This is a genomic window from Fibrobacter sp. UWB2 (genome assembly GCF_002210425.1).
In the GTDB taxonomy this organism is placed as follows: domain Bacteria; phylum Fibrobacterota; class Fibrobacteria; order Fibrobacterales; family Fibrobacteraceae; genus Fibrobacter; species Fibrobacter elongatus.
In genome coordinates, this window is sequence record NZ_MWQK01000002.1 from 55,398 (window position 1) to 81,010 (window position 25,613).

General features: G+C 48.8%; 22 protein-coding genes. 13 read left to right on the forward strand and 9 right to left on the reverse strand.

The features are described from left to right. The first annotated feature begins 1 nt into the window (after window position 1). Complete coding sequence (locus tag B7982_RS03605) at window positions 2–358, forward strand: hypothetical protein (RefSeq protein ID WP_088659588.1); 357 nt, start codon at window positions 2–4, stop codon at window positions 356–358. Window positions 359–361: 3 nt separating this feature from the next. Here B7982_RS03605 and B7982_RS03610 read toward each other — a convergent pair whose 3' ends face one another. Together B7982_RS03610 and B7982_RS03615 are read right to left on the reverse strand one after the other, a co-directional pair. Beyond that, entirely contained in the window at window positions 362–2,455 is a 2,094-nt protein-coding gene (locus tag B7982_RS03610) for an ATP-dependent DNA helicase RecG (RefSeq protein WP_088659589.1), read from the reverse strand. Next, the gene (locus B7982_RS03615) at window positions 2,456–3,472 is read right to left on the reverse strand and encodes an MlaD family protein (RefSeq protein ID WP_088659590.1); all 1,017 of its coding nucleotides are present in this window, start codon (window positions 3,470–3,472) and stop codon (window positions 2,456–2,458) included. A gap of 166 nt (window positions 3,473–3,638) precedes the next feature. Between B7982_RS03615 and B7982_RS03620 the strand changes: the two genes are divergently transcribed. Then, window positions 3,639–4,907 (forward strand): argininosuccinate synthase, encoded by a 1,269-nt coding sequence (locus tag B7982_RS03620; protein ID WP_072827569.1) that lies wholly within the window; start codon window positions 3,639–3,641, stop codon window positions 4,905–4,907. Between the two features lie 86 nt (window positions 4,908–4,993). Beyond that, window positions 4,994–5,698, forward strand: coding sequence for a fibrobacter succinogenes major paralogous domain-containing protein (locus B7982_RS03625; RefSeq protein WP_088659591.1), 705 nt, complete (start codon window positions 4,994–4,996; stop codon window positions 5,696–5,698). Window positions 5,699–5,771: 73 nt separating this feature from the next. On the opposite strand, the gene B7982_RS03630 is transcribed toward B7982_RS03625, so the two are convergent. Continuing rightward, a complete protein-coding gene (locus tag B7982_RS03630) occupies window positions 5,772–6,290 on the reverse strand; it encodes a hypothetical protein (protein ID WP_088659592.1) in 519 nt (172 codons plus the stop codon). Window positions 6,291–6,407: 117 nt separating this feature from the next. Between B7982_RS03630 and B7982_RS03635 the strand changes: the two genes are divergently transcribed. The 6 genes from B7982_RS03635 to B7982_RS03660 all read left to right on the forward strand — a co-directional run bounded on the left by B7982_RS03635 (window position 6,408) and on the right by B7982_RS03660 (window position 14,417). Beyond that, complete coding sequence (locus B7982_RS03635; RefSeq protein WP_088659593.1) at window positions 6,408–7,280, forward strand: DUF3078 domain-containing protein; 873 nt, start codon at window positions 6,408–6,410, stop codon at window positions 7,278–7,280. 86 nt (window positions 7,281–7,366) lie between these two features. Next, on the forward strand, window positions 7,367–7,981 hold the full coding sequence (gene hisH / locus B7982_RS03640) for an imidazole glycerol phosphate synthase subunit HisH (protein ID WP_073425150.1): 615 nt from the start codon (window positions 7,367–7,369) through the stop codon (window positions 7,979–7,981). Between the two features lie 242 nt (window positions 7,982–8,223). Then, complete coding sequence (locus B7982_RS03645; RefSeq protein WP_088659594.1) at window positions 8,224–9,063, forward strand: TIGR02147 family protein; 840 nt, start codon at window positions 8,224–8,226, stop codon at window positions 9,061–9,063. Beyond that, window positions 9,044–10,453, forward strand: a complete 1,410-nt coding sequence (locus B7982_RS03650) for a hypothetical protein (RefSeq protein WP_088659595.1) — start codon at window positions 9,044–9,046, stop codon at window positions 10,451–10,453. Before B7982_RS03645 ends, B7982_RS03650 begins: the two co-directional genes overlap by 20 nt. A gap of 26 nt (window positions 10,454–10,479) precedes the next feature. Further along, complete coding sequence (locus tag B7982_RS03655) at window positions 10,480–12,789, forward strand: hypothetical protein (protein ID WP_198953201.1); 2,310 nt, start codon at window positions 10,480–10,482, stop codon at window positions 12,787–12,789. Between the two features lie 92 nt (window positions 12,790–12,881). Next, a complete protein-coding gene (locus B7982_RS03660; protein ID WP_088659596.1) occupies window positions 12,882–14,417 on the forward strand; it encodes a hypothetical protein in 1,536 nt (511 codons plus the stop codon). Between the two features lie 94 nt (window positions 14,418–14,511). On the opposite strand, the gene rph is transcribed toward B7982_RS03660, so the two are convergent. Genes rph through B7982_RS03675 form a run of 3 tightly spaced genes read right to left on the reverse strand, consistent with a single transcriptional unit; the run spans window position 14,512 to window position 16,964 of the window. After that, window positions 14,512–15,237, reverse strand: coding sequence for a ribonuclease PH (rph, locus tag B7982_RS03665; protein ID WP_088659597.1), 726 nt, complete (start codon window positions 15,235–15,237; stop codon window positions 14,512–14,514). Between the two features lie 12 nt (window positions 15,238–15,249). Beyond that, a complete protein-coding gene (locus B7982_RS03670; protein WP_073425143.1) occupies window positions 15,250–16,122 on the reverse strand; it encodes a prephenate dehydratase in 873 nt (290 codons plus the stop codon). Between the two features lie 17 nt (window positions 16,123–16,139). Then, window positions 16,140–16,964, reverse strand: coding sequence for a C40 family peptidase (locus B7982_RS03675; RefSeq protein ID WP_088659598.1), 825 nt, complete (start codon window positions 16,962–16,964; stop codon window positions 16,140–16,142). Between the two features lie 471 nt (window positions 16,965–17,435). On the opposite strand from B7982_RS03675, the gene B7982_RS03680 reads away from it, so the two are divergent. From B7982_RS03680 to B7982_RS03690, 3 genes are read left to right on the forward strand one after another with little or no spacing between them, the layout of a single operon-like run. Continuing rightward, window positions 17,436–18,230, forward strand: a complete 795-nt coding sequence (locus B7982_RS03680) for an SDR family NAD(P)-dependent oxidoreductase (RefSeq protein ID WP_085491967.1) — start codon at window positions 17,436–17,438, stop codon at window positions 18,228–18,230. Between the two features lie 53 nt (window positions 18,231–18,283). Further along, complete coding sequence (locus B7982_RS03685) at window positions 18,284–19,297, forward strand: PLP-dependent cysteine synthase family protein (protein WP_014545402.1); 1,014 nt, start codon at window positions 18,284–18,286, stop codon at window positions 19,295–19,297. Then, window positions 19,297–20,715 (forward strand): lanthionine synthetase LanC family protein, encoded by a 1,419-nt coding sequence (locus B7982_RS03690; protein WP_088659599.1) that lies wholly within the window; start codon window positions 19,297–19,299, stop codon window positions 20,713–20,715. The genes B7982_RS03685 and B7982_RS03690 overlap by 1 nt, the downstream gene beginning before the upstream one ends. Before the next feature lie 67 nt (window positions 20,716–20,782). Here the strand turns inward: B7982_RS03690 and bioB are convergent, their stop codons facing one another. Further along, window positions 20,783–21,757: a biotin synthase BioB gene (gene bioB / locus B7982_RS03695; RefSeq protein ID WP_088659600.1), complete on the reverse strand. Its 975-nt coding sequence runs from the start codon at window positions 21,755–21,757 to the stop codon at window positions 20,783–20,785. A 274-nt stretch (window positions 21,758–22,031) separates the two neighbouring features. Here bioB and B7982_RS03700 point away from each other — a divergent pair, with 274 nt between their 5' ends. Continuing rightward, the gene (locus tag B7982_RS03700; RefSeq protein ID WP_088659601.1) at window positions 22,032–22,949 is read left to right on the forward strand and encodes a hypothetical protein; all 918 of its coding nucleotides are present in this window, start codon (window positions 22,032–22,034) and stop codon (window positions 22,947–22,949) included. A 91-nt stretch (window positions 22,950–23,040) separates the two neighbouring features. Here the strand turns inward: B7982_RS03700 and argF are convergent, their stop codons facing one another. Further along, window positions 23,041–24,000 (reverse strand): ornithine carbamoyltransferase, encoded by a 960-nt coding sequence (gene argF / locus B7982_RS03705; RefSeq protein WP_088659602.1) that lies wholly within the window; start codon window positions 23,998–24,000, stop codon window positions 23,041–23,043. 549 nt (window positions 24,001–24,549) lie between these two features. After that, a complete protein-coding gene (dusA, locus tag B7982_RS03710) occupies window positions 24,550–25,584 on the reverse strand; it encodes a tRNA dihydrouridine(20/20a) synthase DusA (RefSeq protein ID WP_088659603.1) in 1,035 nt (344 codons plus the stop codon). Window positions 25,585–25,613 lie beyond the last annotated feature (29 nt).

The following is a 25,613-nucleotide window of genomic DNA, read 5'->3' on the forward strand; positions in this document are numbered from 1 at the left end:
CATGGCGACGGATGAAGAAAAGAATCAAGACGAAGTAGCCCGCGAAAATCGTCGGAAGCGTGCTCGCGAAGTCAAACGCATTTTTATGCGTGTCGAAATTATCATCGGCATCATCGCCATGATTGCTGGTGCGTGGCTTACGGTTCTCGTTTGGAACGAGGGCTATTTCCCGGGAGCATTGATGCTTGTGATGACGGGCGGTATCAACGTGTTCTTGGCGGCGAAAGAACTCATCAATCCAACCGACCACATTTTTCATTGGCAGTCTATATTCTTTTTGATTGTGCGCCGCGCCATGTTCTTCTTGAACGTTGTCTTGATTGCCCTTGTTTTGGGCACGATGACGCGTTTGCTCTAATTTTTAATGGACGCCGTCCTCGTTTGCCGAGGGCTTCTCGTTGTACCAGGTCTGAATCTTTTCTTTGGCGGTTTCGTTGAATGCGGAACTGTCTTTTAATATGTGTTCTGCGCGTTCGAGCGTTTGCGAAATGAGCTCCTGGTCGTGAATCCAGTCGAACCAGCGGAACACCCAGGCACCGCTTTGTTCGTTGCCTTCGAGGTTTCCGGCGCCGCGTGTTTTCAAGTCTAGCTCTGCAATTTCAAAGCCGTCTTCGGTGGCGGCGAATTGCGAGAGGCGTTCCATGCTTGTTTCGGCGGCTTCGCCTTCGGGAATCATCAAGAAACACCAAGCTTCTTGATTGCCGCGGCCTACGCGGCCGCGCAGCTGGTGGAGCTGCGCCAGGCCGAATCGGTCTGGCTGGTCGATGACCATGAGATTTGCGGCAGGGACGTTCACGCCGACTTCGATAACGGTTGTTGCGACTAGAATCTGGATTTCGCCTGCGGCAAACTGCTTGATGATTTCGTCTCTTTGCGTGTCGTCCATTTGACCGTGGACGCCTGCGACTTTGAGCTTTGCTAGGTTCACATCAGTGTGGCCGAAGGCGGCGATAAAGGAACGCATTTCGTTCACGATGTCATCGACACTGCGGGCGCTACTCTCGTCGGCATTGTCTGAACCATCGGCGTTTACGCGGCTTGCTATCCAGTAGCAGAGATTTCCGCCGGCGGCTTCCTTGCAAATAAACTGCTTCATCGATTCGCGCTTTGCGGCGTTCACGAGGCGCGTCTTGATGGGCTTGCGTCCTGCCGGCTTTTCCTTGATGCTGATGACTTTCAAATCGCCATATAGCGTCATCGCGAGGCTTCGCGGAATCGGCGTAGCGCTCATGACGAGCATGTCGGGGTAGTCGCCTTTGGCGAGCAGCGCTTCGCGCTGGCTCACGCCGAAACGGTGCTGTTCGTCGATAATCACGAGCCCGAGCTTTGCAAAGAAAACGTCCTTGCTAAAGAGTGCGTGCGTTCCGATGACGACGTTACAAAGCCCCATCTGGAGTTCCCCGAGAATCACTTTCTTTTCGGCGGCGGGAGTTGCCCCAACAAGCAGATGTACGCGGATGCCTGCCGCATCAAAGAACGGCTTGAGCGACTTGAAATGCTGGCGGGCGAGAATATCTGTCGGGACCATCAAAGCGCACTGTTCGCCTGCTCCGCAGACCGCCATAATGGCGAGCATGGCGACGACGGTCTTTCCGCAGCCCACGTCGCCCTGCAACAGTGCGTGGAACTGCTTTTTGCCATTGAGACCGTCAATGATTGTATTCAGCGCCGCGTCCTGACCTGCGGTCAGCTGGAACGGGAGGCGCGCTTTCGCCGCCATCACGTTCCCCAAATCAATCTGGCGTTCATGCCCGCGAATCTTTTGATTTTCGCGGCGCTTCACCATTCGCAGGCAAAACGGCAAAAGCTCCAAAATCTTGAGCTCGCGCTTCGCCTTGTAAATGGAATCAAAATCTTTCGGCATGTGGAGCGCACGGAGGTTGTCCATCACGGGCGCAAAATGCAAATAGTCCGTGAGCTCGCGCGGGCACGCGTTCGGGAGTGTGAGTCCCGGAAAGTTGAAAATCGTTTTGTACAAATTGCGGAAGAACCGCTGTTCCATTTTGGCTTCGCGGCAAACTTCGCTAATCGGGTAGACAGGGAGAATTTGTCCGTTAAACGCTTCGCCCTCGTCGAACGGCTGCATGTCCGGGTGCACCAGTTGCAGCCCGCGGTACGACCCGACCGTCCCCGAAACAAGCCAGCGCGTTCCAGGCTTCACGCGGTTTGCGATGAATCTTGTGCCGCGGAAAAATAAAAGCGAAATCTCGGCGGTGCCATCCGTGAGGACTGCCATAAAGCGCGACATGCGCCCTTTGACAATCCCTGCCCTTGTGATAATTCCGATGACGACCGCGCGGTCACCGTCGTGCAGTTCCGCAATCTTTGAAACCTTTGTCTGGTCGAGATAGGTGCGCGGAATGTTGTATAAAAGATCGGCTATGGTACTTAAACCGGACTTGTTCAGCTTTTCAAGTCTCTTGGGGCCAAGTCCGGGCAGGCTCGACAAATCCATTTACTTGCCTGCTTTCTTTTGTTCTTGTTGTGCCTTGGCTTCTTCCAATCGCTTGCGAGCTTTGTCGCGGGCGTTGTCGCCAACGATGTTCATGTTCTTCCAGGTAATCAGCTTGATCGGATTGCCGTCTTTATCCTTGAATCCAAAATTCTTCGTGTCGATGGTTTGCACGGCCTTGTTGAGGCTTGCAATAATTTCGTTGATGTTTTCGACAAGTTCCTTGGATTGCAAAAGCGTCTCGGAGTCGATTCCCTTTTCGATGCTCGTGATAACGTCGTTAGTCTTCTTTGCGTTTTCCGTAAGCGAAAGGACGACTGAGTCGACGAGCGAAATTTTTTCGTTGGCGGCGGCCGTTACAGTCTTGATGGCGGTATCAGCCTGGAGAGCGGTCTTGGAAATCGCCTTGGTCGAAGAATTCATTTGCTTGAAGAGCTTGTTCATCTTGGGACCGAGTGTGCTGACCGTCTTTTCGGTGTGAGCGAAAATATCCTCGATGGAATGCATCGCTTCTTCGTAGATTTCCGGTGCGGACTTGTGCGAAGAATCTCCCTGAGCGAGTAGCATAATCGTCTTCTGTACGGCTTCGAGCTGTTCGTTTACATTCTCAACGAGTCGGAGCGTTTCTGCAATGCCTGGTTCAAAATGCCCTTGGAACACGTGGTTTTCGGGCATGAGGGTTCCCGTCTTTGACGGGATGATTTCGAGACGGCGTTGCCCCATGAGCGCATAGTTCACGTTGTTGAATTGCGTCCCTTCGCGGAGCTTGAGCGGTTCGGTAAAGTGGATGACGACGCGGGAACGGTCCTTGAGCCAGGTGACGCTACCGATGGTGCCGACGCGGTAGCCTCGCAAAACGACGGGGTCTTCGGGTTGCAGGGAGCCGAGTTCAGTAAAATCGACAATTGCCGTTTGGTGCACGTTCTGGTGGGCTGCCCACATACCAAAAGCGATGCCGCCAAAAATGCAGGCGAATACAATGAAAGAAATATAACCAAGCGCTCTATCCGAAAGTTTCATGTTTTTGAAAATAGAAAAAATAGAGTTGAATGCTTTGCTGAAGCCGTTGTTGTTGCAAGTAAAATGGGGATGCTTTTTTTAATAAAAATTTTTCGTTCCTCTGTTCTCTCGCCACTTGTCTATTCTATATTTACAACGTCTAAAATTTTCCATAAGGACATTCAAAATGGCTAAAACAGAATCCAAGAAGAAAGTCGTCCTCGCTTACAGCGGTGGACTTGACACCTCCATCATCATTCCTTGGCTCAAGGAAACCTACGACGTCGAAGTGATTGCATTCGCAGCCGACCTCGGCCAGAATGACTTCCCGAACGCAAAGGCTCTCGAAGAAAAGGCTCTCAAGACCGGTGCTTCCAAGTGCTATGTTCTCGACCTCAAGAAGGAATTCCTTGAAGAATACGTTTGGCCGACCGTTCGCGCCGGTGCAAAGTACGAAGGCACTTACCTCCTCGGTACGTCCTTTGCTCGTCCGCTCATCGCTAAGTACCAGGTCAAGATCGCCGAAAAGGAAGGCGCTTACGCTGTTGCTCACGGTGCTACCGGTAAGGGTAACGACCAGGTTCGTTTCGAACTCACCTACGCTGCCTTGAACCCGAAGCTCGAAGTCATCGCTCCGTGGAAGGACCCGCGTTGGACATTCCACAGCCGCGAAGACGCTATCGACTACGCCGCTGCACACAAGATTCCGCTCAACGGCATCAGCAAGAAGAAGATCTACTCCGAAGACGGCAACCTCTGGCACCTCTCTCACGAAGGTGGTGTCTTGGAATTCCCGGAACAGGAACACAAGTACGAATTCCTCAAGCACACCAACACGTATGAAAAGGCTCCGAACAAGGCCGATCACGTGACGATCTCCTTCGAAAAGGGCAATCCGGTTGCTATCAATGGCAAGAAGATGGGCGCTGTTGAACTTCTCGAATTCTTGAACGAAATCGGTGGCAAGAACGCTTGCGGTCTCCTCGACATCGTTGAAAACCGCCTCGTCGGCCTCAAGAGCCGCGGTGTTTATGAAACTCCGGGTGGCACGCTCCTTTACAAGGCTCACGAATGCTTGCAGCAGCTCGTGCTCGACAAGGAAACTTTGTTCGAAGCCCAGAAGATGTCTATGACCTATGCAAACCTTGTCTACAATGGCCAGTGGTTCACTCCGCTCCGCCAGGCTATGGACGCCTTCTTCAATGAAGTGAACAAGGTTGTGACTGGTGATGTGACCCTCAAGCTTTACAAGGGCAACATCATCCCGGCAGGCATCAAGAGCCCGTACAGCTTGTACGACATGGGCCTCGGTGGTTTCACGGACGTTGACATGTACGACCAGAAGGACGCTACTGGCTTCATCCGTTGCTACGGCCTCCCGCTCAAGACTCGCGCTCTCTTGCTCGGCAAGAAGACGAACGTCGACTTCGGTGGCGTTCCGAGCCTCAAGAAGTAATTTTCTTGACTATGTCACCCCGCACTTGTTGCGGGGTCGCCTTTTTCCCGACTCATCCGAGCCGGGATTTTTTGTATATTCGTAGTATGAATAAATTTGTTTTTTGTGCTTCTGTTTGTATTTCGCTTTTCCTTGCCGCCTGCGGCGATGATAGTTCTGTAACTAGCCCTTCGGGGAAGGAGTCTTTATCGACTTTGACGGACCCCCGCGACGGTCAAACCTATAAGACTGTCGTTATCGGAAAACAGACGTGGATGGCTCAGAACTTGAACATTGAAACGGAAAAATCATTCTGTTTCAATGACGATTCCTCCAACTGCACCAAGTACGGTCGCCTGTACACATGGGCTGCGGCGATGGACAGCGCGGGCGAGTGGAGTTCGAACGGCAAGGGGTGCGGCTATAAATCGGAATGTTCGGCGATGTCCCCGGTGCGTGGTGTTTGTCCGAATGGCTGGCACTTGCCGACAAAAGCGGAGTTTGAAACATTGTTCGCTGCTGTTGGCGGCGACTCTGTTGCGGGCAAGATGCTTAAATCAACAAGTGGCTGGAACTTTGCCAAAGCTAGCGGCAACGGCTCGGATGATTACGCGTTCTCGGCTTTGCCTGTCGGCTACAGGGATGGTGGGGGTGATTATACCTATGTGGGCAACGAAGCAACTTTTTGGATCTCTACAGAGAAGAGTGACGAGTATGCGTATGCCATGCGCTTGATCTATAGGAATGACAATGCGGATGTGGACTATCGTCCCAAGTTCATGGCTTTTTCAGTTCGTTGCGTCAAAGACTAAACGATTGATAAATAATTGCTTGTGATAAATTAATGTAGAGACATTTCGGACATCTCAGAATTCTCTCGTCTAATCAGAACCCGTACGCGTACCCGATTTGCCAAAGCACTGTCGGTTCGTCGTGCTTCATAAAGCAGTGCACCGGAATGGAAATGTTCGTAAACACCCCGTAGATGCTTGCTCGTATTTCGGGCGAAATGTCAAGTGATTCCTTGTAATTGTAGGGGCGCACGATGAGCCTTTTGTTTGCCCTGTTGAGTGCCTTGTGGATTTTGTTCGGCGCCTTGGCGAATGCGTATCCGACCCCTAATCCGAGATCGAGCGTGAACGGCAACTCGCGGAAAAATCTCCATGCAAAACCGCCGTGGTACCCGACCCAGTAATCGTCGGTTCCAAAGTACATGGCGCCACTCATTAACTTAAAAAAGATGTTCTTGTAACCGACTCCCGCGTTCAGCATAATCGGGGTAGGGCGCCCCGCAGAAAGTCCCGCCTCAAATGTCCATGGCGATTTCACGGAATCATCCTTGGCGAGGGCGTTCTCTGTGCAGAAAAATAGGAATACGGCTATAACGAGGCGCTTGAGTAACATGCCTGTAATAATAGTAATCGAAAATCAGGGCGGTCCCGTTTTTCGCTTAAAAAAATGTTATCTTTAAGCCAAACAAAAAGGTCTATGGGAAAGAAGGACCATAAACAAGGAAGGAATATGAAAAAGTCATTATTCGCAATCGCTTGCGCCACACTCATTTCTGCATCGACAGCATTTGCCGAAGGGGGCATGTTCGAAGCTTGGCTTCCTGAAAATATGACTGCTGATGTAGTCGCAGCCGTAAAGTTCACCCGTATGCAGTTCAGCAACTGGAAGTTCGAAGACGGTACGTCCTCTTACACATGGCTCTTCAGCTACGATGCCGACCTTAAGAACCACTGGAAGGTCGTGGATTGGCGCAACAAGTTGAACCTTGCTCTTGGTTACACCTGGATTGACGGTGTCGGCAAGCGCAAGTCTTCCGATAAGATTTTCTTCGAAACCATGGCTGACTTTAACGCTTCCGAAAAGGTCAAGCCTTACGTCGGTGCCCGTTTCGAATCCCAGTTTACCAGAGGCTATGACTATAGCGAAGACGAAGATGGCAACGAAATCAAGACGACCGTTTCCCACTTCATGGCTCCGGGTTATGTGACTCAGATGGCCGGTGTCGGTTACTTCCCGAACGACAACTTCTCTACCCGTCTTGCTTTTGCAAACCGCATGACCATCTCTCCGGACTACAACTATGCAGACGATCCGGACACCAAGAGACACGAAAAGTTCAAGGATGAACCGGGTCTCGAAAGCATCACTGAATTCAAGTATTCCTTCTCTGAAATCGTAACCTTCAAGAGCCGTCTTTGGGCATTCGTGAACTTCAAGGGCGTCGATGAAATCGATGGCAAGTGGGAAAACCTCCTTGCTCTGTCGCTCTCTCCGCTGTTCGAATTCCAGGTCAGCTACGATATCGCTTACGACAAGGACTTGGACAAGGATTCTCAGCACAAGAACGTGATCCTCGTCGGTGTGACCTGGCGCTGGTTCTAATCTAGAATCAAATCCAAACTTTTTAAGGGAACCGCTTCGGCGGTTCTTTTTCTATCTTTGCACATATAAAAGTTAATGAGGTTTTTATGGCTATTACTGTTGTGGATTACAATGCGGGCAACCTGACATCTGTGATGAATGCGCTCAAGTTCATTGGCGCAGACGCCAAGGTGAGTCGCGATCCCGATGAAATCGCAAAGGCGACACGCTTGATTTTCCCGGGCGTGGGCGCTGCCGCATCTGCCATGGAAACCTTGACTAAAACCGGCATTGGCGAGGCCATCAAGGCCGTGGTTAAAGCGGGGAACCCGGTGCTTGGCATCTGCATCGGCTGCCAGATTATTCTCGAAGAAAGCGAAGAAGATGGTGGCGTCAAGACGCTTGGACTCATTCCTGGGCGCGCGGTGCGCTTCAAGGACGAACCGGGCCTCAAGATCCCGCACATGGGCTGGAACCAGGTGAACTTCACTCGCGAACACCCGATTATGAAGGGTATCCGCAGCGGTTGCGACTTTTACTACGTGCATTCCTACTACCCGCAGGTCCCGGCGGAATATTCCTTTGCCGAGACGACTTACGGCACGCAGACTTTCACGGGACTCCTGGGCAAGGACAACTTAATTGCAAGCCAGTTCCATCAGGAAAAGAGCGGCGAGGTCGGCCTTGCCATGCTCAAAAACTTCTGCGACTGGAATATTTAGTAGGCTTTAGAAAACAGACTGTTAAGAAGCGGGCTTTTCGCCCGCCTTTTTTGTTTTGCCTGTAAGTCTCGATAAATCAATAACTAACGATTAATGACCGAAAACTAACGGCTTACCTTCTAGTATCATGAAATTTGCATTTTTTGTAAATTTTGCGAAATTTGCTTAAAATTAGCTTGTATTTAGCACTAGAGTATCATAGAGTATTGCTTTGTACGATGAAATAATTTATATTTAGTGCTATGAAGCCGGTAACGGAATACGAAGATTACCGCATGTATATGCAGGATTATTACAACGAGCGCAAACGCGTCTCGTCGTTCTCGTGGCGTGAATATACCCGCGCTTCGGGCTTTACGTCTCCGACTTATCTTAAACTGGTGTGTGAGGGTAAAACTCGCCTTTCTCCCCAAGGGGCCGAAAAGGTGGGTGCCGCAATGAATTTGGCGGGCTTCGAGCTTGAGTATTTCAAGACGATGGTGACATATTGCCATGCCAAGACCGATCAGGAACGCAAAATCGCTTACGAAGCCATGCTGGAGCTTGCCTCCAACAACAAAGTAAAGGTCGTTGATGGCGATGCGTTCCGGTATTTCGAATCGTGGGTCCATCCGGTGGTGAGAGAGCTTGCGCCGGTGATGCAAGGGGCCACTCCGGGCGATATCGCAAGGCGTTGCTGCCATGGTGTGTCAGCTGCGGAAGTCCGTGAATCGCTCGATTTTATGGTCCGTGCAGGGCTTTTGAAAAAGAACGGCGATACATACGAACAGGCCGATAAGCACCTGAAAGGTTCTTCTGCGGCGGTGTCTGTGGCCTTGCGAGCCATGCATCACGAAATGGCAAATTTTGCCGATGAAGCTATCAATCGTTTCTCTGCGTCGGAGCGCAATTTTACTGGGCTCACCATGGGCATTTCAGAAGACGATTACAAACTGATTTTGCTGGAACTCGATACTTGCCGTAAAAGGGTTGCCCAAATTGCCTTGAATAGCCGCGGCACCGAAAGGGTCTACAGGTTGAATTTACAGTTATTTCCACTGACGTGGAAAGGGGATAAGTGTGATGGTAAGGAAACTCGTTAATATTTCGACAGGCGCATTTTTGTTTGGCGTTGTCGCATGTACCGAGCCAAACACAGCCGGGATTACCGAAGATGGTAACCCGATTGCCGAACTCAGCAGTTCTTCTATCTCCTCGCCCGAGAGCAGCGGAAGCATCAGCTACAAGTTTGACTTGTGGAATGGCGCAAGTGGTGCTGCCCGCGTGAATGTGGGTAACAATGCCGGCTTCTGGTATAGCGTTGACGATGAAGAAGAGGGTGGCTCTTCTTCGATCAAGTTCCCGGTTTCCGACGAGAATGTTGATTCTCCAGAATACATGGAGTCGGTGGTTTCTTATTGCAGTGGCCTTTGCGGAACGGTTGAGCTTGGTGAAGGCTCTACGGCGCCGAGCGCAGGCGTGGGCATCGCCCTTGCCGAAAAGGATTCTACCATCGATATTTCGGAATGGGATGGCCTTTGCATCTCTTACGAATCTGAACTTTCTATGAAGGGCTTGCTTGGCTATAAGGATGGCTCGGCTAAGGTATCTTCAGTTGATTTGCCGTCTATCATCTTTGACAAGACGCTAAAGGGCTCTGCGGCAGCACGTTGTGCAAAGTGGGAAGAATTCAAGCCGGATTCCAAGGATACCAATTCCGGTAGCGAAGCTTCGAAAAAGGCGACAACACTCATCTTCAAGTTCTTTGGCAAGGCGAAGGAATCGGGATTCTTCAACATTCACGGCGTGAGCTCGTACAAGCATGGCGTCGAGAACCTGGATTCCGTTGAAATCGTCGATAATCCGAAGGTTGAAACGACTGGTTGCCTTTGGAACGGTACCGCCGATGACCTGAACGAACTTGCAAATACTGGCTTTGGTGGCGGCTTTTGGTTCACCTATACCGATGAACCTGTGGGCGGATCGTCTAGCTTTGCATGGAAGTCAGGTTCCCCGGATAAATACATGAGCTCTTCGGAATGGATCGCCGCAGTCGCGGGTGCATCGGGCGGCATTTCTGCAACGGCCTCCTTTGACAACGGTGGTCTCAATGATGCCGGATATGCTGGGGTTGGACTTCAGATTGTCGGTATCGATGAAGAAACGGGTGTCTATTATCCGAAGGCTGGTGATATCACTTCTTGGGAAGGTCTCTGTGTGACTTACGTGTCCGAAATCGATATGAAGGTCTTGGTGGCTGATTCGACAAGTGAAATCGGCGCTGTCTTGCCGATGTCTACAGAGCCTGTTGAAAATTGTGTTTCTTGGAGCGAGATGGGTGATGAAAACGGCTTGACAAGAAGGGCCGAAGCCATCAAGTTTGAATGGCGCTCGTCTGAAAAGACGCAGGCGAAGTTCAACATCATCGCTGTTAGTACGCAATCCGTTAAAAATGCTTGCTCGATTGATTTGTCGAAGGTGACTTCGTTCTAGTCTTTTGCAACAGAGTGGGGCTTGTGATGTTTCGTAAAATCCTGGGAATTGCGCTTTCTGCGTTGTTGTTTGTCGTTGCTGCCTGTTCCGATGACAATCCTTCGGTTTCGTTAGTCGAGCCTATTGCAGATGGAAGTAGCTCGTCTGTAGATGCTCTTTCGAGCGACGGTGGCGTAATCGAGTCTTCTTCGACTGGTGCTGTAAAAACGGCTCGCTATAACTTGTGGGACCCTGCTGTAGACTACAAGGTCAATACGGGTGACGATAGCACGGGCTTTTGGCGAACCTTTGGCGATAACTTGTTTGGTCTTCAGGGTGAATCGAAGATTATTTTCCCGGTCGAACTTGAAAATTCGTCGACGCCGCTTTCTTCTGTCTTTAAACATTGCGATGGCCTTTGTGGGTCGATTGAACCCGATTACTTAATGATCGGTCCCTGGGCGGGTGTTGAAATCCCGCTTGCCAAGGACGGCGCTACGGCTGATGTCACGTCTTGGGGAGGTGTCTGTGTCACTTACGAATCTGATTATTTGATAAGCATTTATTTAAAGGTTCAAGTTGATGGGTTTGATTCTAATAGCTTAACGAAGCCTTTTGAAGCGTATCCCGCTAATTATTTAAGTGAAACGACTATTGGGGAATCTCCTGCGCCTACGCTTTTCAATTTGTTCAGTACAAACGAAGTTCAAACTGAATGCATGAAATGGAGCAGTTTTGATGTTAGCTCTTGGGCGAAAAATAGTGGCTCTTCGCAGATTAGCAAAGTTTATACTGGGGATGAGGCGGCTAAAGAAATTCAGTCTATCATGTTTGTAATTCAAAGCCGTGGTGATGACGAAAATAAGGTGTTTAATATTAAGGGTATTAGTACTTATGATCCAAGTAATGCCACACAAGGCTGGAAGTATCCGGATGAAAAATTTTACGAGAGATTCCCTGTCGATGATACATTGACTTGTTTGTGGAAAGGGGGCTTGGGCGATACCCATGTGAATACGGGCTATAATGATCGTGATGAATACGCGGGTATGCTGGTGCCTTTTGATGAGTCTCCTGCTAACTCTTATGCTCATATTGAATACCCTGCGTATCCGTCGATGGAGTTTGGACCTTATAAGTATGAAAGCGTTATTTGGGAGTGTTCCGGTTTTTGTGGAACAATGGACTTTTATTTGGATGGGTCTGAATACGCTGTTGGTGGAATCACCTTTAACATTGCTGGCTCTACTGATGATGATTATGTTTTTGAAGATGTTCAAGACTGGGGCGGTGTTTGTGTCACTTATTTTTCCGAAAAGGATGCTTACCTGAACTTTGTTGTAAAAGATGTTCCTTACGAGAATTCTCCTAAGGTCGCATTGCCGAAGTCCAATGAACTTGTCGAAAGGTGCTTTACCTGGAATGAAATCGCACCGAATGATCCCAATATGGGGCGTGCGGTAGGTGCTATCCAGTTTGCTGTAAAGGGTACTGTAGATTATGAAAAATTCAGATTTAATTTGGCAGGTATAGGGAAATATTCCGTTAATGGCGCGTGCTCTTTTGAAACGCCTGTTATCACCCCGAAAAGCTCGTCTTCGGCGTGGATCCGTAGCAGTTCAAGTGTCGATACAACCAAGCACCATAAACTTTATGTTGAAGAACAGTGCATATTGCTCACGGATCTGTGGAATTTCGTTGGCAGTGTTTTTACGGGGTTTGGTGGTACCTTGAATGAAAAAGTTGGCCGTTGGTATAAAATTGAAGATGCTAGCGATGAACATAAGTCTAACTTTACGCAGCCTTTGAATGAACAGGAATTGATAAACCACGAAAAATTTGATAATGGTGGCGTTGAATTCCCTGATTCCTGTGGAGGTGCTAAACGTACAGGTTTGTACGATGGCGTTTGTGGAACTGCCGAATTCAAGGATGATTATTTTGCGGGACTCGGATTCTATGTAGCCGGATTTGATCACGATGATGGCACTTTGCTTAGCGGCGATGTGAAAAAATCTTGGGGCGGCATTTGCGTGACTTATGCTAGTGAAGCTGATATTGATGTCGTGATGAATAGCACTGGTGTTCATGATATTAGTCAAATACCCAAGTTGCCTAAGGCGACGCTTCCCAAGAGTTCTGAAGCGGTAACGAGTTGCTTAACGTGGGACGAATTTAAGTCAGATGATGGAAAACTTGTTGACCCCAAGAATCTCACGACCGTGAACTTTGTGGTTTATGGGGAAAAAGGAACCCGGAAAAAATTCAATATTCACGGGCTCGGCAAGTATGCAACTTACGCGGAATATGATTACAGTTTAAAGTGCCCTATAGAAGAACATTTCGTCACTGAATAATTGGATTTTGTCATACCCGCCACCGAGCGGGTTTCTCTTTTAAAAGAAATATTATATATTACTATCTATAGATAAAATAAAAGGAGCGCGTTGTGTTTAGGAACATTCTTGGGGGCGTGATTTCGATTTTGTTCTTTGTCGTTGCCGCCTGTTCCGATGACAATCCTTCGATTCCGATTGCTGAGCCTATCGCAGAAGGGAGTAGCTCGTCTGTAGATGCTCTTTTGAGTGACGGTGTCGTAGTCGAGTCTTCTTCGAGTGGTGCGGTAAAGGCTCGCCGCTATAACTTGTGGGACCCTGCCGTAGATTACAAGGTCAAAACGGGTGACGATAGCACGGGCTTTTGGCGAACCTTTGGCGATACCTTGTTTGGTCAACAGGGTAAATCGAAGATTGTTTTCCCTGTCGAACTCGAAAAATCATCGACTCCTTTGGCCTCTGTTTTTAAACATTGTGATGGCTTATGCGGATCGCTTGAACCCGATACTTCAGTGTATAGACCTTGGGCTGGTTTTGAAATCCAACTAGCCAGGGACGGCGCTACGGCGGATGTCTCGTCTTGGGGTGGTATCTGTATCACGTATGAATCTGATTATTGGATGTATGTCCATTTGAAAGTTAATGTTGATGGAATTGATTCCAATAGTGAAATATGGCCGTTCATGGCATATCCTGAGGGCTTTCTAGAAAGAACGACGCATGGTGGTTCTGAACCCACACTTCGTAATTTGTATTGGATTGACGAGCCTAAAACTGTATGTGCAGAATGGAGCCGTTTTGATATAACTAAATGGAAATATTCCGAATATTCAATCAATCGCCAGGTTTATACGGGAGAAGAGGCCGCAAAGGAAATCCTGTCTATTATGTTTGAGGTTAAAAGCCAAGGTGACGACGATAAGAAAACTTTCAATATTAGGGGAATCAGTACTTATAAACCGGACGAATTTTCGTTTGATTGGGAATTTCCTAATGATGGCGTCAATGTGGATTTTCCTGACGATGATTCCTTGACTTGTCTGTGGAAAGGGGTTGACGGAACCCATGTGAAAACAGGCTATAATGACCGTGACAGGTACGCGGGCTGGTTGGAACATTTTGAGGCGTCTCCTGGTGACGCTTATGCTCATATTGAATTCCCGGTGGAACTGTCAGGGGAGTTTGGATATGAAGTGTATGGTGGCCTTATTGAGGATTGTCTCGGTTTTTGTGGGACGATGGATTTTACTCTGGAAGGGGCTGAATACGCTGTTGGCGGGGTCTCGTTTAATATTGCGGGCTTTAATGATGGCGATTACGTTTTCGAAGATATTCAAGACTGGGGCGGTGTTTGCGTCACTTACTATTCCGAAAAGGATGCTTACTTGAACTTTGTTGTAAAAGATGTTCCTTACGAGAACTCTCCTAAGGTCGCTTTGCCAAAGTCCAGTGGGCTTGTCGAAAAGTGCTTTACTTGGAATGAAATTGCGCCAAATGACCCTGATATGGGGCGAGCTGTTGGTGCTATCCAGTTTGCTATAAAGGGCACTGTAGATCAAGAACAATGCAGATTTAATTTGGCAGGTATTGGGAAATATTCCACTAATGGCGCGTGCTCTTTTGAAACGCGTGAAATCACTTCCAAGTAGCAAAAACGGGCGTGCAAGAGCACGTCCGTTTTTTTGCAATTTGTCATGCCCGCCACTTTGTCATCCCGGACTCCGTTCCGGGAGGGCATCTCCTTTACGGCAGTTCGCCGCCAATCAATTCCATCTGCTTCTTGTAGATTTCCTTGCAGGCGTTTTCGCCGAGGTCGAGGAGCGTGTTGAGCATGTTACGGTCAAAGCTGGCGTGTTCGCCCGTGCCCTGCACTTCGATGAAGTTCTTTGCATCCTGCATCACGACATTCATGTCGACGTCGGCGGCAGAATCTTCGACATAGCAGAGGTCGCAAAGCGGCTTGCCGCTCACGACGCCCACAGAGATTGCGGTAATGCCGTGCTTCAAGATTTGTTGCGTGATGCCGAGGCGTTCCTTGATTTTCTTCACGGCAATCGCGAGTGCGACAAAGCCACCGATAATGCTGGCCGTTCGCGTGCCGCCATCGGCTTCAATCACATCGCAGTCCACGACGATGGCGTTCTCGCCGAGTGCGGCGAGATCGGCTGCACCGCGCAGCGAACGGCCCACCAAGCGCTGGATTTCCTGCGTGCGACCGCTCGCGCCCTTGCGCTCGCGTTCTACGCGCTTGCCCGTGCTCTGCGGGAGCAAGCTGTATTCGGCCGTGATCCAGCCCGTGCCGCGACCGGCAAGCCAGTCCGGAACTTTCGGGAGGAGCGTTGCGTTGCAGATGACGCGTGTGCGTCCCATTTCAATGAGCACAGAACCATCGGCGCTAGAGATAAAGCCCGTGGTCATCTTGAGATTGCGAAATTCTTCAGGTTTTCTATCAGTACGTTCGTATGCCATTTTGCGTTTCCTTTAATAACTCAACTTTTCCGTTGTTCCTTCGCGGAAGCTTCCGAGGCGATAAATGAAGTCGGTGTACTGCTGCAATTCCTTGAGCGCTTCAACGACATTCGGATCCTTCGGATTGCCTTCGAACGAAAGGTGGAAAATGTATTCCCACGGGCGGTCCGGATGCGGACGGCTCTCGATACGCGTGAGGTTCAACTTGCGCTTGGCAAAGCAACCTAGCGCTTCGTACAAAGCGCCAGACTTGCTGGAATCGCTCAACATCAACAGAAGCGTCGTCTTGATGGGCGGCTTGCCTGTTTCGTTGGCCTTGAAGTCCGGCAATTCAATTGCGGTTTTCTGAATCGCGTAAAAGCGCGTGAAGTTCACGCCCGGCAAATTTTCGAGCCCTTGCTTTAGAATGTCAAGACCGTAGAACTTGGCGGCATATGCGCTTGCGATTGCACCGATGTGTTTGTCGCCGCGCTTCGCGATTTCTTCGGCGCTGCCTGCGGTATCGTAAAAAGCGGTACTCTTGATGTTCGGGTGCTGTCCGAAAAAGCGGCTGCACTGGGCGAGTCCCTGCGGGTGGCTCAGGACTTCGGTAAGGTCTTCGAGCTTTGTGCCCGGCAATGCGCAGAGCGTATGTTCAATCTGCAACTTGACTTCGGCGACAATCGGATGGCGCCACTTGTAAAGCAAGTCGTAGTTGTCGTAAATGGAACCCGCGGTCGAGTTTTCTATAGGGATGGCGCCTCCGTCAACGACACCTGTTTCAATGCCCTGGAAAATTTGTTCGAACGTGTCCATCGGCACGACTTCGATATCGTTTCCGAACAGGTGGTAGGCGGCACTTTCGCTATAGGCCCCGCGACGGCCCTGGAATGCTATCTTTTTCATGTGAAAAAAGATAGTAATTACTTAAATCGTCTTGCGCCCTTGTATTTGGATGACCAATAGTTATCGTCCATGGAGGTAATCACCACGCCCTTACTCGTGCTGGCGTGAATGAAACGGTTCCCCTTTAAGTAAATGCCGACGTGGCTGATTTTCCAGAAGTTCCCGAAAAACACGAGATCGCCTTCTTGCAGTTTTGTCCGCTTGATGGAATAGCCGCGACCATCGTCATAAATACGTTGTGCGTTATGGTCTAGTGCAATGTTGTAAAAGCCTTTGTAGACTTGCATCACATAGCCGGAACAGTCCGTCTTCTTTTTGCTGGCGGCGCCATAAACGTATTTGGCACCAAGCCATTCCTTGGCGTACTTTTCAAGGTTTGTAGGCTTTGATGTGGGTTTCGCCTGTTTTGTAGTTTTTTTGGCGGTTTCAGTTTTTGTTGCGGTTGATGTCTTTGAGGCGGGTTCTTTTTTGACGGAATCTTTTTTTGTGGAATCAATTTTTACGATTGAGTCTTTCCGAACTACCGTCGAATCAGTCTTGCTTTGTGTTTTAGACAAGTGCGCCGTAGAGTCTTTTGTGTTTGCGCTTTTTTCAGCGGAGGAAGTAAGCGAGTTTGTGCTTGTTGTTGACGCAATAGCAAGTCTTTCTTCTTGCACAAGTTCTTCTTGCGGGTCTACGGCGGTGGTATCAACGGGTTCAGGAGTTGTGGTGGCCACCCTGTATCGCTTGTAGGTACCGCTCTTTCTGTCGTATCCTGGGCGTACGGGAAAAGCGCAGTTGGCAAGTAACACCAAACTGCATACCACTAGAATTCCCGTAAAAATGCGACTTTTGAAAGCCATCGATGGAAATTTAATTAATTACACCTTTCAAGAACAGATTTTAAAGGTGTTTTGACGGAATGTGTAATAAATATCATAGTCTAGGATAGCATTTGTGTGCGCGTTCCCTTCAATAATCTGGTATTTATGGTTATATCTATATCTTATAACTACCTATGATAAAATAGTATATCTCTATGCCTTGACATTGCAGAAGGTATATTCTAATTTTATAACATACAAGAACGATAGGGAATTGAAAAGGTCTTTCACTTCACCTTGGCTTTCGAAGGAGCATATATGTGTAGCGACTGTCGAATGCCGGAAGGCATTCTGAAAATAAACTAACCAGAAGCCAGTTGTCCTTTGGGCTTCAACGGTTATAGAAAAGAAGTCAAAGGAATCACAATAAATCAGGATAACATGTGTCAAGGTTTCGAATGAAACCGCTTTTACCGGTGTATCCGCAAAAACCAAAAAAGGAATTTCAGAATGAGTGAAAAGAAAGTTATCGTTATTACAGGTGCCGCACAGGGAATTGGCCTTGCCGCTGTCAAGAAGTATGTCAAGGAAGGTTGGGCTGTTGCCGCAACGGATATCAAAAAAGAACAGCTCGATGGCGAAGTAGCGAAGCTCACCGCTCAAGGTGCTGATGTGACCGCATATGAGCTGGATGTCGCTAATTACAAACAAGGTCAAGAAGTCGTTGCTCAAGTCGTTAAGAAGTACGGACGCATTGATGCCTTGTTCAATGACGCAGGCATTGTTGGCCATCGCAAAAACGTGCTTAGCTTTGACCCGGAAGAAATCAAACAGGCCGAAAATGTGAACCTTTGGGGTAGTCTCTATTTGATTCAGCATGTAGGTCGCGTCTTTATTGAAAAGGGCATCAAGGGAGCTATTGTGAACGTTTCTTCGTTTGTCGCCTCCTTTGCAGAATGGACTCCGTTTGCTTATGGCATTTCAAAGACCGCGGTCGATGGGCTTACGCGTGCAGCAGCTTTCCATCTAGGGCGCTATGGCATTCGCGTGAACTCTGTTGCTCCGGGTTTTACCAAGACCGAAATGGCTATTAAACACGACTATTCGGATCCGAAGCTCCGTAAGGCCGCTGAAGACCGTAGCATTTTAAACCGTTGGATTGAACCTGAAGAAATTGCAAATGCGGTATTTTTCCTCACGAGCGATCAGGCTTCTGCAATTACAGGCATCAAGCTCCCTGTAGATGCTGGTTATACCGCCACCAAGGAAGACAACAAGGTCAATATTTACGGTGATGCTGAATAAAATAATCTAATCCATTAACAAATTAAAATTTTAACAAAAAAGGATTCTCAAACATGTCTAAAATTCATAAGTCTATTGCTGAACTCGTTGGTAACACTCCCCTTGTTGAACTGACTAATTACGAATCTAAGTACGGCCTCAAAGCGCACATTATCGGTAAACTCGAATTCTTGAATCCGACTGGCTCTGTGAAAGACCGCCTTGCTCTTGCCCTTATCCGTGATGGCGAAAAGAAGGGCGCTATCAAAAAAGGTGATACGTTGATTGACGTGACGAGTGGAAATACAGGTATTGCGCTTGCGGGTATTGGTCACGCTCTTGGTTACGAATATGTCCCTTATCTTGAACCCGGTACGACGATTGAACGTGTTCAGATTTTTGAAGGCTACGGTCTCGATTTGCAATCTTTCTATGACATTAAGGAAGTGGCCGACTTTGAAAAGAAGGGCCTTGTGCTCGATGATCTGATTGCGGGTATGGAACGCCTTGCCAAGGAAAAGGGCCAGTATTACACGGGCCAGACTCTGAACAACGCCAACCAGGAATATCATTACCAGACAACAGGTCCTGAAATTTGGAACGATACGGATGGCCATGTGGATTACTTTGTTGCCATGGGCGGCACTGCGGGTACTATCGTAGGTACGGGCCGCTACCTTCGCGAAAAGAATCCCAACGTGAAAATCATTGGCGTGCAGGCGGCTCCGACTTCTCGACCGGACAATCCTGATTTTACGGGACACATTGTCGATGGTACGCTCCCGCTTGGCCGTGTTGATGAATCTTTGGTGCCGACGATTATCAAGGACAACCGCAATAACGGTTTTGAATTTGATGAAATCATTGACATCAAGGCCGAAGAAGCTTACGAGACCGCTCAGGAAACCGCAAAGACTGATGGTCTCTTCCTTGGAACTTCGGCGGCTGCAGCTCTCACTGCTGCAATCCAAATCGCAAAACGCCCCGAAGCGGCTGGCAAGAACATTGTGGTGATTTACGCCGATAACGGTTACAAGTATCTCTCCACGGATTTGTACAAGAGAAAGAAGAAAAGTGAGGCTGTGTAATGAAATTAAACTTTGTTCAGAATCTAGATTTTAGTGTCTCCAAAAATGGAAATTATCTCGAAGCGGTTTTGCAGATTGTCAAGTATCTCAAGACAAACGAGGTCGTCACGCCGCATGGCAAGTACTGGAAAGCAAGCCCGGAACCGGGAAATGAGTACAAGGGCGACCTGATGATTACGCCTAAGGGCCTTTATGCCGGCTCGGCTGGCATTGGCCAATTCTTCTTGCAACTTTACGATGTCACTCAGGACGAAGTGTATTTGCAAGAGGCAAAGGATGCCGCAGAATACATCCTCAACACGTACGAAGGCAAACAGTTCTTTGATAATGTGTTGAACGGAAACGACGGCGGTGTCTGGCCGGTCAAGGGCTGGGGAACGAGTGTCTATGCGTCACCGGCGGGGCAGGCAATTTTCGTGGAACAGCTTTACGAACATACGGGCGATCCGCGTTACCGCGAATTCCTGATCCGCACAGCTGACGATTCCATCGCTGCGGGTGTTGATGATGGCAAAACGCTCCACTGGAGTACCGAAGCCGACCTGATGGCCGATGGATCTTACGCGTTTTTCTTCCTTTACGTCTATCGTAAGACTAAAGACAAGAAGTATCTAGAAGCGGCCAAAAAAGTTGTCGCTTTTACAGACACGAGAATTGTCCATGCCAAGGAGGGCGGCATTTACTACAAGAACGTGGACTTGACGCTTGTTGGCTGGAAATCCAAGGAATCTGTGTTCCCTAACTTTAGCCATGGTGCTGCTGGATCCGCTTTCTTGAATGTTCTCTTGTACGAAGAGACTAAGGAAAAGGCTTATCTCGACAAGGCGAATGAAGTTGTCAAGTTTCTCTCGGCAATCGTTGAGGGCGATGAAAATGGAGCTTTGATTCCGTATCTCTACAATCCGGAAAAGGGGCGTTTCCATGACTTCTATTACCTTTCGACTTGCCATGGTCCCGTGGGTACAACACTTTTGTTCCGCAAACTTTTTGATGTGACTCAGAACAAAGAAAACTTGGAATGGGTGGACTTGCTCACTAAGGGAATCCTCAAGACCGGCGCTCCACTCAAGCATACTCCGGGTTATTGGAATAGTTATTGCCTTTGCTGCGGAGCCCCTGGCGTTCTCGCTCATTTCGTGAAGACGGCAGAAGTACTGAATGATGAATCCTACATCGAACAGGCGAAGCTCACTGCAGACAAGCTTCTCGGTGATTCTTGGAACGATGACAAGGGACGTCGCTGGTTTGCGGCTTGGACTCGCAAATTGCCGGGTTTCGTAGAAACCTACACGGGGCTTTACGATGGCGCGGCTGGTGTCGGTACAGCACTGCTTTATCTCTACGCTCACGAAAAGGGCATAAAGATAAAAACGGAAACGGTAGAATATCTCTTCTTGAATCCGGTAAAAGCTGCTTAGAATTTAAAACATAGAATCCGGAAGCGTTTTTGCAGAAAAGGGAATCTGCAAAAACGCTTTTTTATTTTTAGCCGATAAATCCGTGCGGCTTGAATCCGAGACCTTTCACAAGCTCAAAATCTTTGCAGCTGTTTACGCCAGCGGTGGTGAGCATGTCGTCCGTGATGGCGGCATTTGCGCCGCTCTTGAAAGCTCGCTTGCCGTCGTCGCCCAAAACGCCGCGACCGCCCGCAAGACGGATGAACGCCTTCGGGTTGATGAATCGGTAAATCGCCACAATGCGGCAGAACTCGTCGTTCGTGAGCTTCGGGAGCTTTTCGTACGGCGTTCCGGGAATCGCGTTCAGCACATTTACCGGAGTGGACTTGACGCCGAGTTTACGCAAATCCAGGCACATGTCGATTCGGTCTTCCATCGTTTCGCCAAGGCCCATGATGCCGCCACTGCAAATTTCGAGGCCTGCTGCAAGAGCGTTCTGGAGTGCTCCAATCTTATCGTCGTAGGTGTGCGTCGTGCAAACGTCCGGGAAGTGACGACGGTATGTTTCCAGGTTGTTGTGGAAGCGGGTGAGGCCTGCTTCCTTGAGCTTGTCGAACTGTTCCCTGTTCAAGAGTCCTGCCGAAAGGCAAATCGAAAGCTTCGTCTCTTTTTTCAGGCGGCGGAGCGCTTCGCTAATCTGCTCCACGTCGCGGTTCGAGAGCGTACGGCCCGAAGTCACGATGGAGTAACGCGGGATACCTGCCGCTTCTTTCTTCTTGGCGTCGGCGACAATCTCGTCGGCGCTGAGCAACTTGTATTCGGGAGCGCCGGTGTGGTAATAACTGCTCTGGGCGCAGTACTTGCAGTTTTCGGAGCAGCGACCGCTGCGGGCGTTCACGATGGAACAAAAATCAAAGTCGTTGCCGTGGAATTTTTCGCGGATTTCGTCAGCGGCTTTCGTGAGTTCGTCGGGGTCTTCACTTAAAAGTTTGATAGCCTCTTCGCGTGTAATCTCATAACCTTCATTTAAAACTTTATTTTTCAGTTCTTGAACGAAAGACATTTCTCACTCCAGTTTGATACTTTTTTCGGAGCCAAATATAGAAAAATACCTGCTTGCGTGGTAGACCGCCATTTTGACTTCAATTTCTACTTCGCTACTGCATTCGCTTTACGCATTTATCTTTTTGCGGTTCTGAAAAACGCTTCAAATCAAGTGTCGTTTGAAAACTTCTTCCTTGTAAAGTTTCTTGTCTTTTGTATGAAATTAGTGTATATTTTGAGAAATCCCTATGCTTCGGCAGTGAAGATAAGGGTTTGTAAAACTAAAGGTCTATATGATAAAAAAAGTATTTCTGTCTGTGGCAATCGCGACACTTGTATTTACGGCTTGCGATTCTGGTAATACAACATCGCCTAAACTTGATGCAGAGTCTAATTCGGACGTGTCGCCTTCGAATTCGTCGCCCTCGGATTCTTTAAAAGGGGGAAATGTTGAAAATGATAGCACGGGTCAGACTAGGAATGCTCTTGAAGCGGGTAAGGTGGGGTGTACGTATGAAAAGCTTTCAGAAACGTCCATCGTCGAAACATTTAAGGAGCTTGATGTTGTGACTACGGTTACGGCAACGATAAAAGGTGCTACGCAAGAGATTGAATATTATAGTACTTATGCAAACTCAGTGGCGATGGATTACATACAATCGTTGTGCGAAAAGAATAAGGAAGAAGCTGCCGTTGAACATAAAAATGCAACGGTGGAGTGTGGCTATCGTACGATGACGATTAAAGAGATTGTCCCCGCGATGAGTATAGACGCTCTTGTTCAATCGGCGAAAAATACCTGCGAAGAATTTAATGCAAAATTGTCAGACGTTGAAGTTCCTGTGAAAAATGCAAATTGCTTTATGCAGTCTGATGAAACTGCTATAAGCCTTGTGATTCAAGTACCTGATTCTATTAACGTCGCTTATGAGGCAAAGTATAATGACGGCGTTCTTACTGAAAAAAACTTTGTTACTTTTGAAGAGAGTATTTCGAAACGCGAAATCGAAAAAGCCTGTGACAACGCTAAGGCGAATGAAATAGAATTTTCTACTAGTGGTGAAACGCGTAAGGTGACTTGCCAAGAATACCTTATAAAAACTGTTGAAACAAAGAAATCTTCGGAGAACCCTGTAGAGACTCTTGCTCCGGAAATGCAAGAATACTGCGATGAAATCACGCGGACGGGCAAGTATCCGCCGAACCGCTGAACTAATTGAAATTTATTGCATACAAGAAAAGCTCGGTAATTTACCGAGCTTTTCTGTTATTAAATTCAATCTTTTTTTCCCGAGAATAAGCTTATCGGGAAAAAGGTTCCATGACCTGCCAGAGCACAGCCTTGTGTGCGTGAAGTCTATTCTCTGCTTCTTCAAAGCTCATGTTCACGTCGAGATTGTCCATCACAGAGTCTGTGATTTCTTCGCCGCGGTGAGCCGGCAAGCAGTGGCTGACCTTGCAATGTGCCGGAGCGTGCTTCAAGAGTTCGTCGTTGATCTGGAACGGCAAGAAGTGGCTCTGCTTTGTAGCCTTTTCGCCTTCCTGACCCATAGAAACCCAAACGTCGCTATAGAGGATGTCGGCGTCTTTGACAGCTTCCTTCGGATCGTGGAAAACGCGGTACTGGCAACCGTGCTTCTTCAAGCCGGCCTCCGCTTCTTCGACAACTTTGGCGGGCTGTTCAAAGCCCTTCGGGCAGGCGAGCGTGAAGTTCATGCCGACCTTTGCGGCGAGGGCGAGGAAGGAGTTCGCAACGTTGTTGCCGTCACCGATGAAGGCGACTGTCTTCGGCTTGCCATCGGCGTTCTTGAATCCGCCGAGGTTTTCGTTGATCATCTGGGCAAAAGCGATTGCCTGGCATGGATGATAGTCATCTGTCAAAGCGTTCACAACCGGAATGGAACCGTATTCAGCGAGTTCTTCAACGAGCTGCTGCTTGAAGCAACGGACCACAATGGCGTTGACCCAGCGGCTGAGGCAGCGGGCGACATCCTTGACGCTTTCGCGCTTGCCGAGACCAATAGAATCCGGGGAGAGGAGCACGGCGTGGCCGCCGAGCTGGTTCATGCCCACCTGGAAAGTCGTAATAGTTCGCAGCGACGGTTTTTCGAAGAACATGGCGATGTTCTGGCCGTGGAGTCGGTCAGAGACCTTACCAGCGTGAACTTCAGCCTTGAGACGCGAGGCAATCTCGATGGTTTCGAGAACTTTTTCTTCACTCCAGTCCATGAGGCGGAGGAAGTGTTTGTTGCGATCTATCATTTGGTTTCCTTTGGGGGTTGTCCCTATTTATCGTTTGATTTGTGAATCAACAGATGTCTTTTTGTCGCTAAAATTGGTCACTTTTCTAAATGAAAAACGAAAAAACGGAGCTTTTACACTCCGTCTTTTACAGGAAATCACAAGAAAATGCTAACGGATATTAGCGAAGTTTCTTTTTGTGACGGTCACGACGACGGCGCTTCTTACGCTTGTGAGTCGCAATCTTCCTGCGCTTTCTTTTCTTTCCGCAAGGCATGTTGTATCTCCGTTAAAGGTTAAACTTAAAAATACGCCACCAAATAGAGAAAAATTTTATCCGCTTGTCAAGGGGTGATTCTTAAGTTTTAACACTAAACTTAAGGCTTTAAAAAGCATTGAAAATGTAATAATGTACGTCATGCGGGCGGGGCCCCAGCTCGGAGTTGCGAAGGCCGCACGGGCCCCTCCCTGCACCCTCCCCATCCTTGGCCGACGCTTTATTCTCTCGACGTTTTTTATAAGACTAAAATTAGTTGATAGTCTCGCTATTAGCGGTAATAACGGTAATTATTACGACTCTTCTGAAACGAGTTCCATCGCTTTTCGGATGAGGGCGGCGGCACCTCCGTAAAGGTGGGCGCGGGGGCTCTCGTTGCTGAGCGTGGCGCGGAATTTGCGGGCGCCCGGGAGTCCTGCAAAAAGCCCGTAGAGGTGCTTTACAAGAATCGTTGCGGGGCAGCCTTCGGCAGTCTGCTTCTCGACGTAGGGGAGGTACGCTTCCAAAAGCGCCTTTCGCGTGGCGGGGCGGGCGTTTCCGGCAATGATTTCTGCCGGGTCGTTACTTTCGGGGCGGACATCCCCGAAAATTCTTGCATCGGCATCGTGCAAAAACCACGGATTCTCGTACGCTTCACGACCGACCATCACACCATCCAAATCCTTCAGCTGTTCTTCAATCTGGTCGAGCGTCTTGATGCCGCCGTTGATGCTCAAGTTCAGCTCCGGCATTTCTGCCTTAAGGCGGTGGACGAACTCGTAATGGAGCGGTGGTACTTCGCGGTTCTCCTTAGGCGAGAGTCCCTTGAGCCACGCCTTACGTGCATGCACAATGAAAATTTTGCAGCCTGCATCACGCACGGTCTGGATAAAGTCTGTGAAAAATTCCCAGCTGTCTAGGTCATCGACCCCAATGCGACACTTGATAGAAACCGGAATCGAAACGGCGTCCTGCATCGCCTTGAAACAATCAGCGACGACGTTTTTCTCTTTCATGAGGCACGCGCCAAAGTTCCCGTTCTGCACACGGTCCGATGGGCAACCGCAATTCAAGTTGACTTCGCTAAAGCCTGCCGCTTCCACAAGCTTTGAGGCGGCGGCAAGGTCCGCCGGATTGCTACCGCCGAGCTGCAATACAGCCGGGTGTTCAAACGGTTCGTGCCCGAGGAACAAGTCCTTGTTCTCGCAATGCAAAAGTCCCGTAGAGACGACCATCTCGCTGTAAAGCAAAATGTGCTTAGAAAGCAAACGCAAAAAATAACGTTCGTGGCGGTCCGTGCAGTCAAGCATCGGAGCGATGGAAAGTCTACGGTTGAAGTCGATGTTCATGAACGCAAAAATAGAAATTTTGCGAAGTG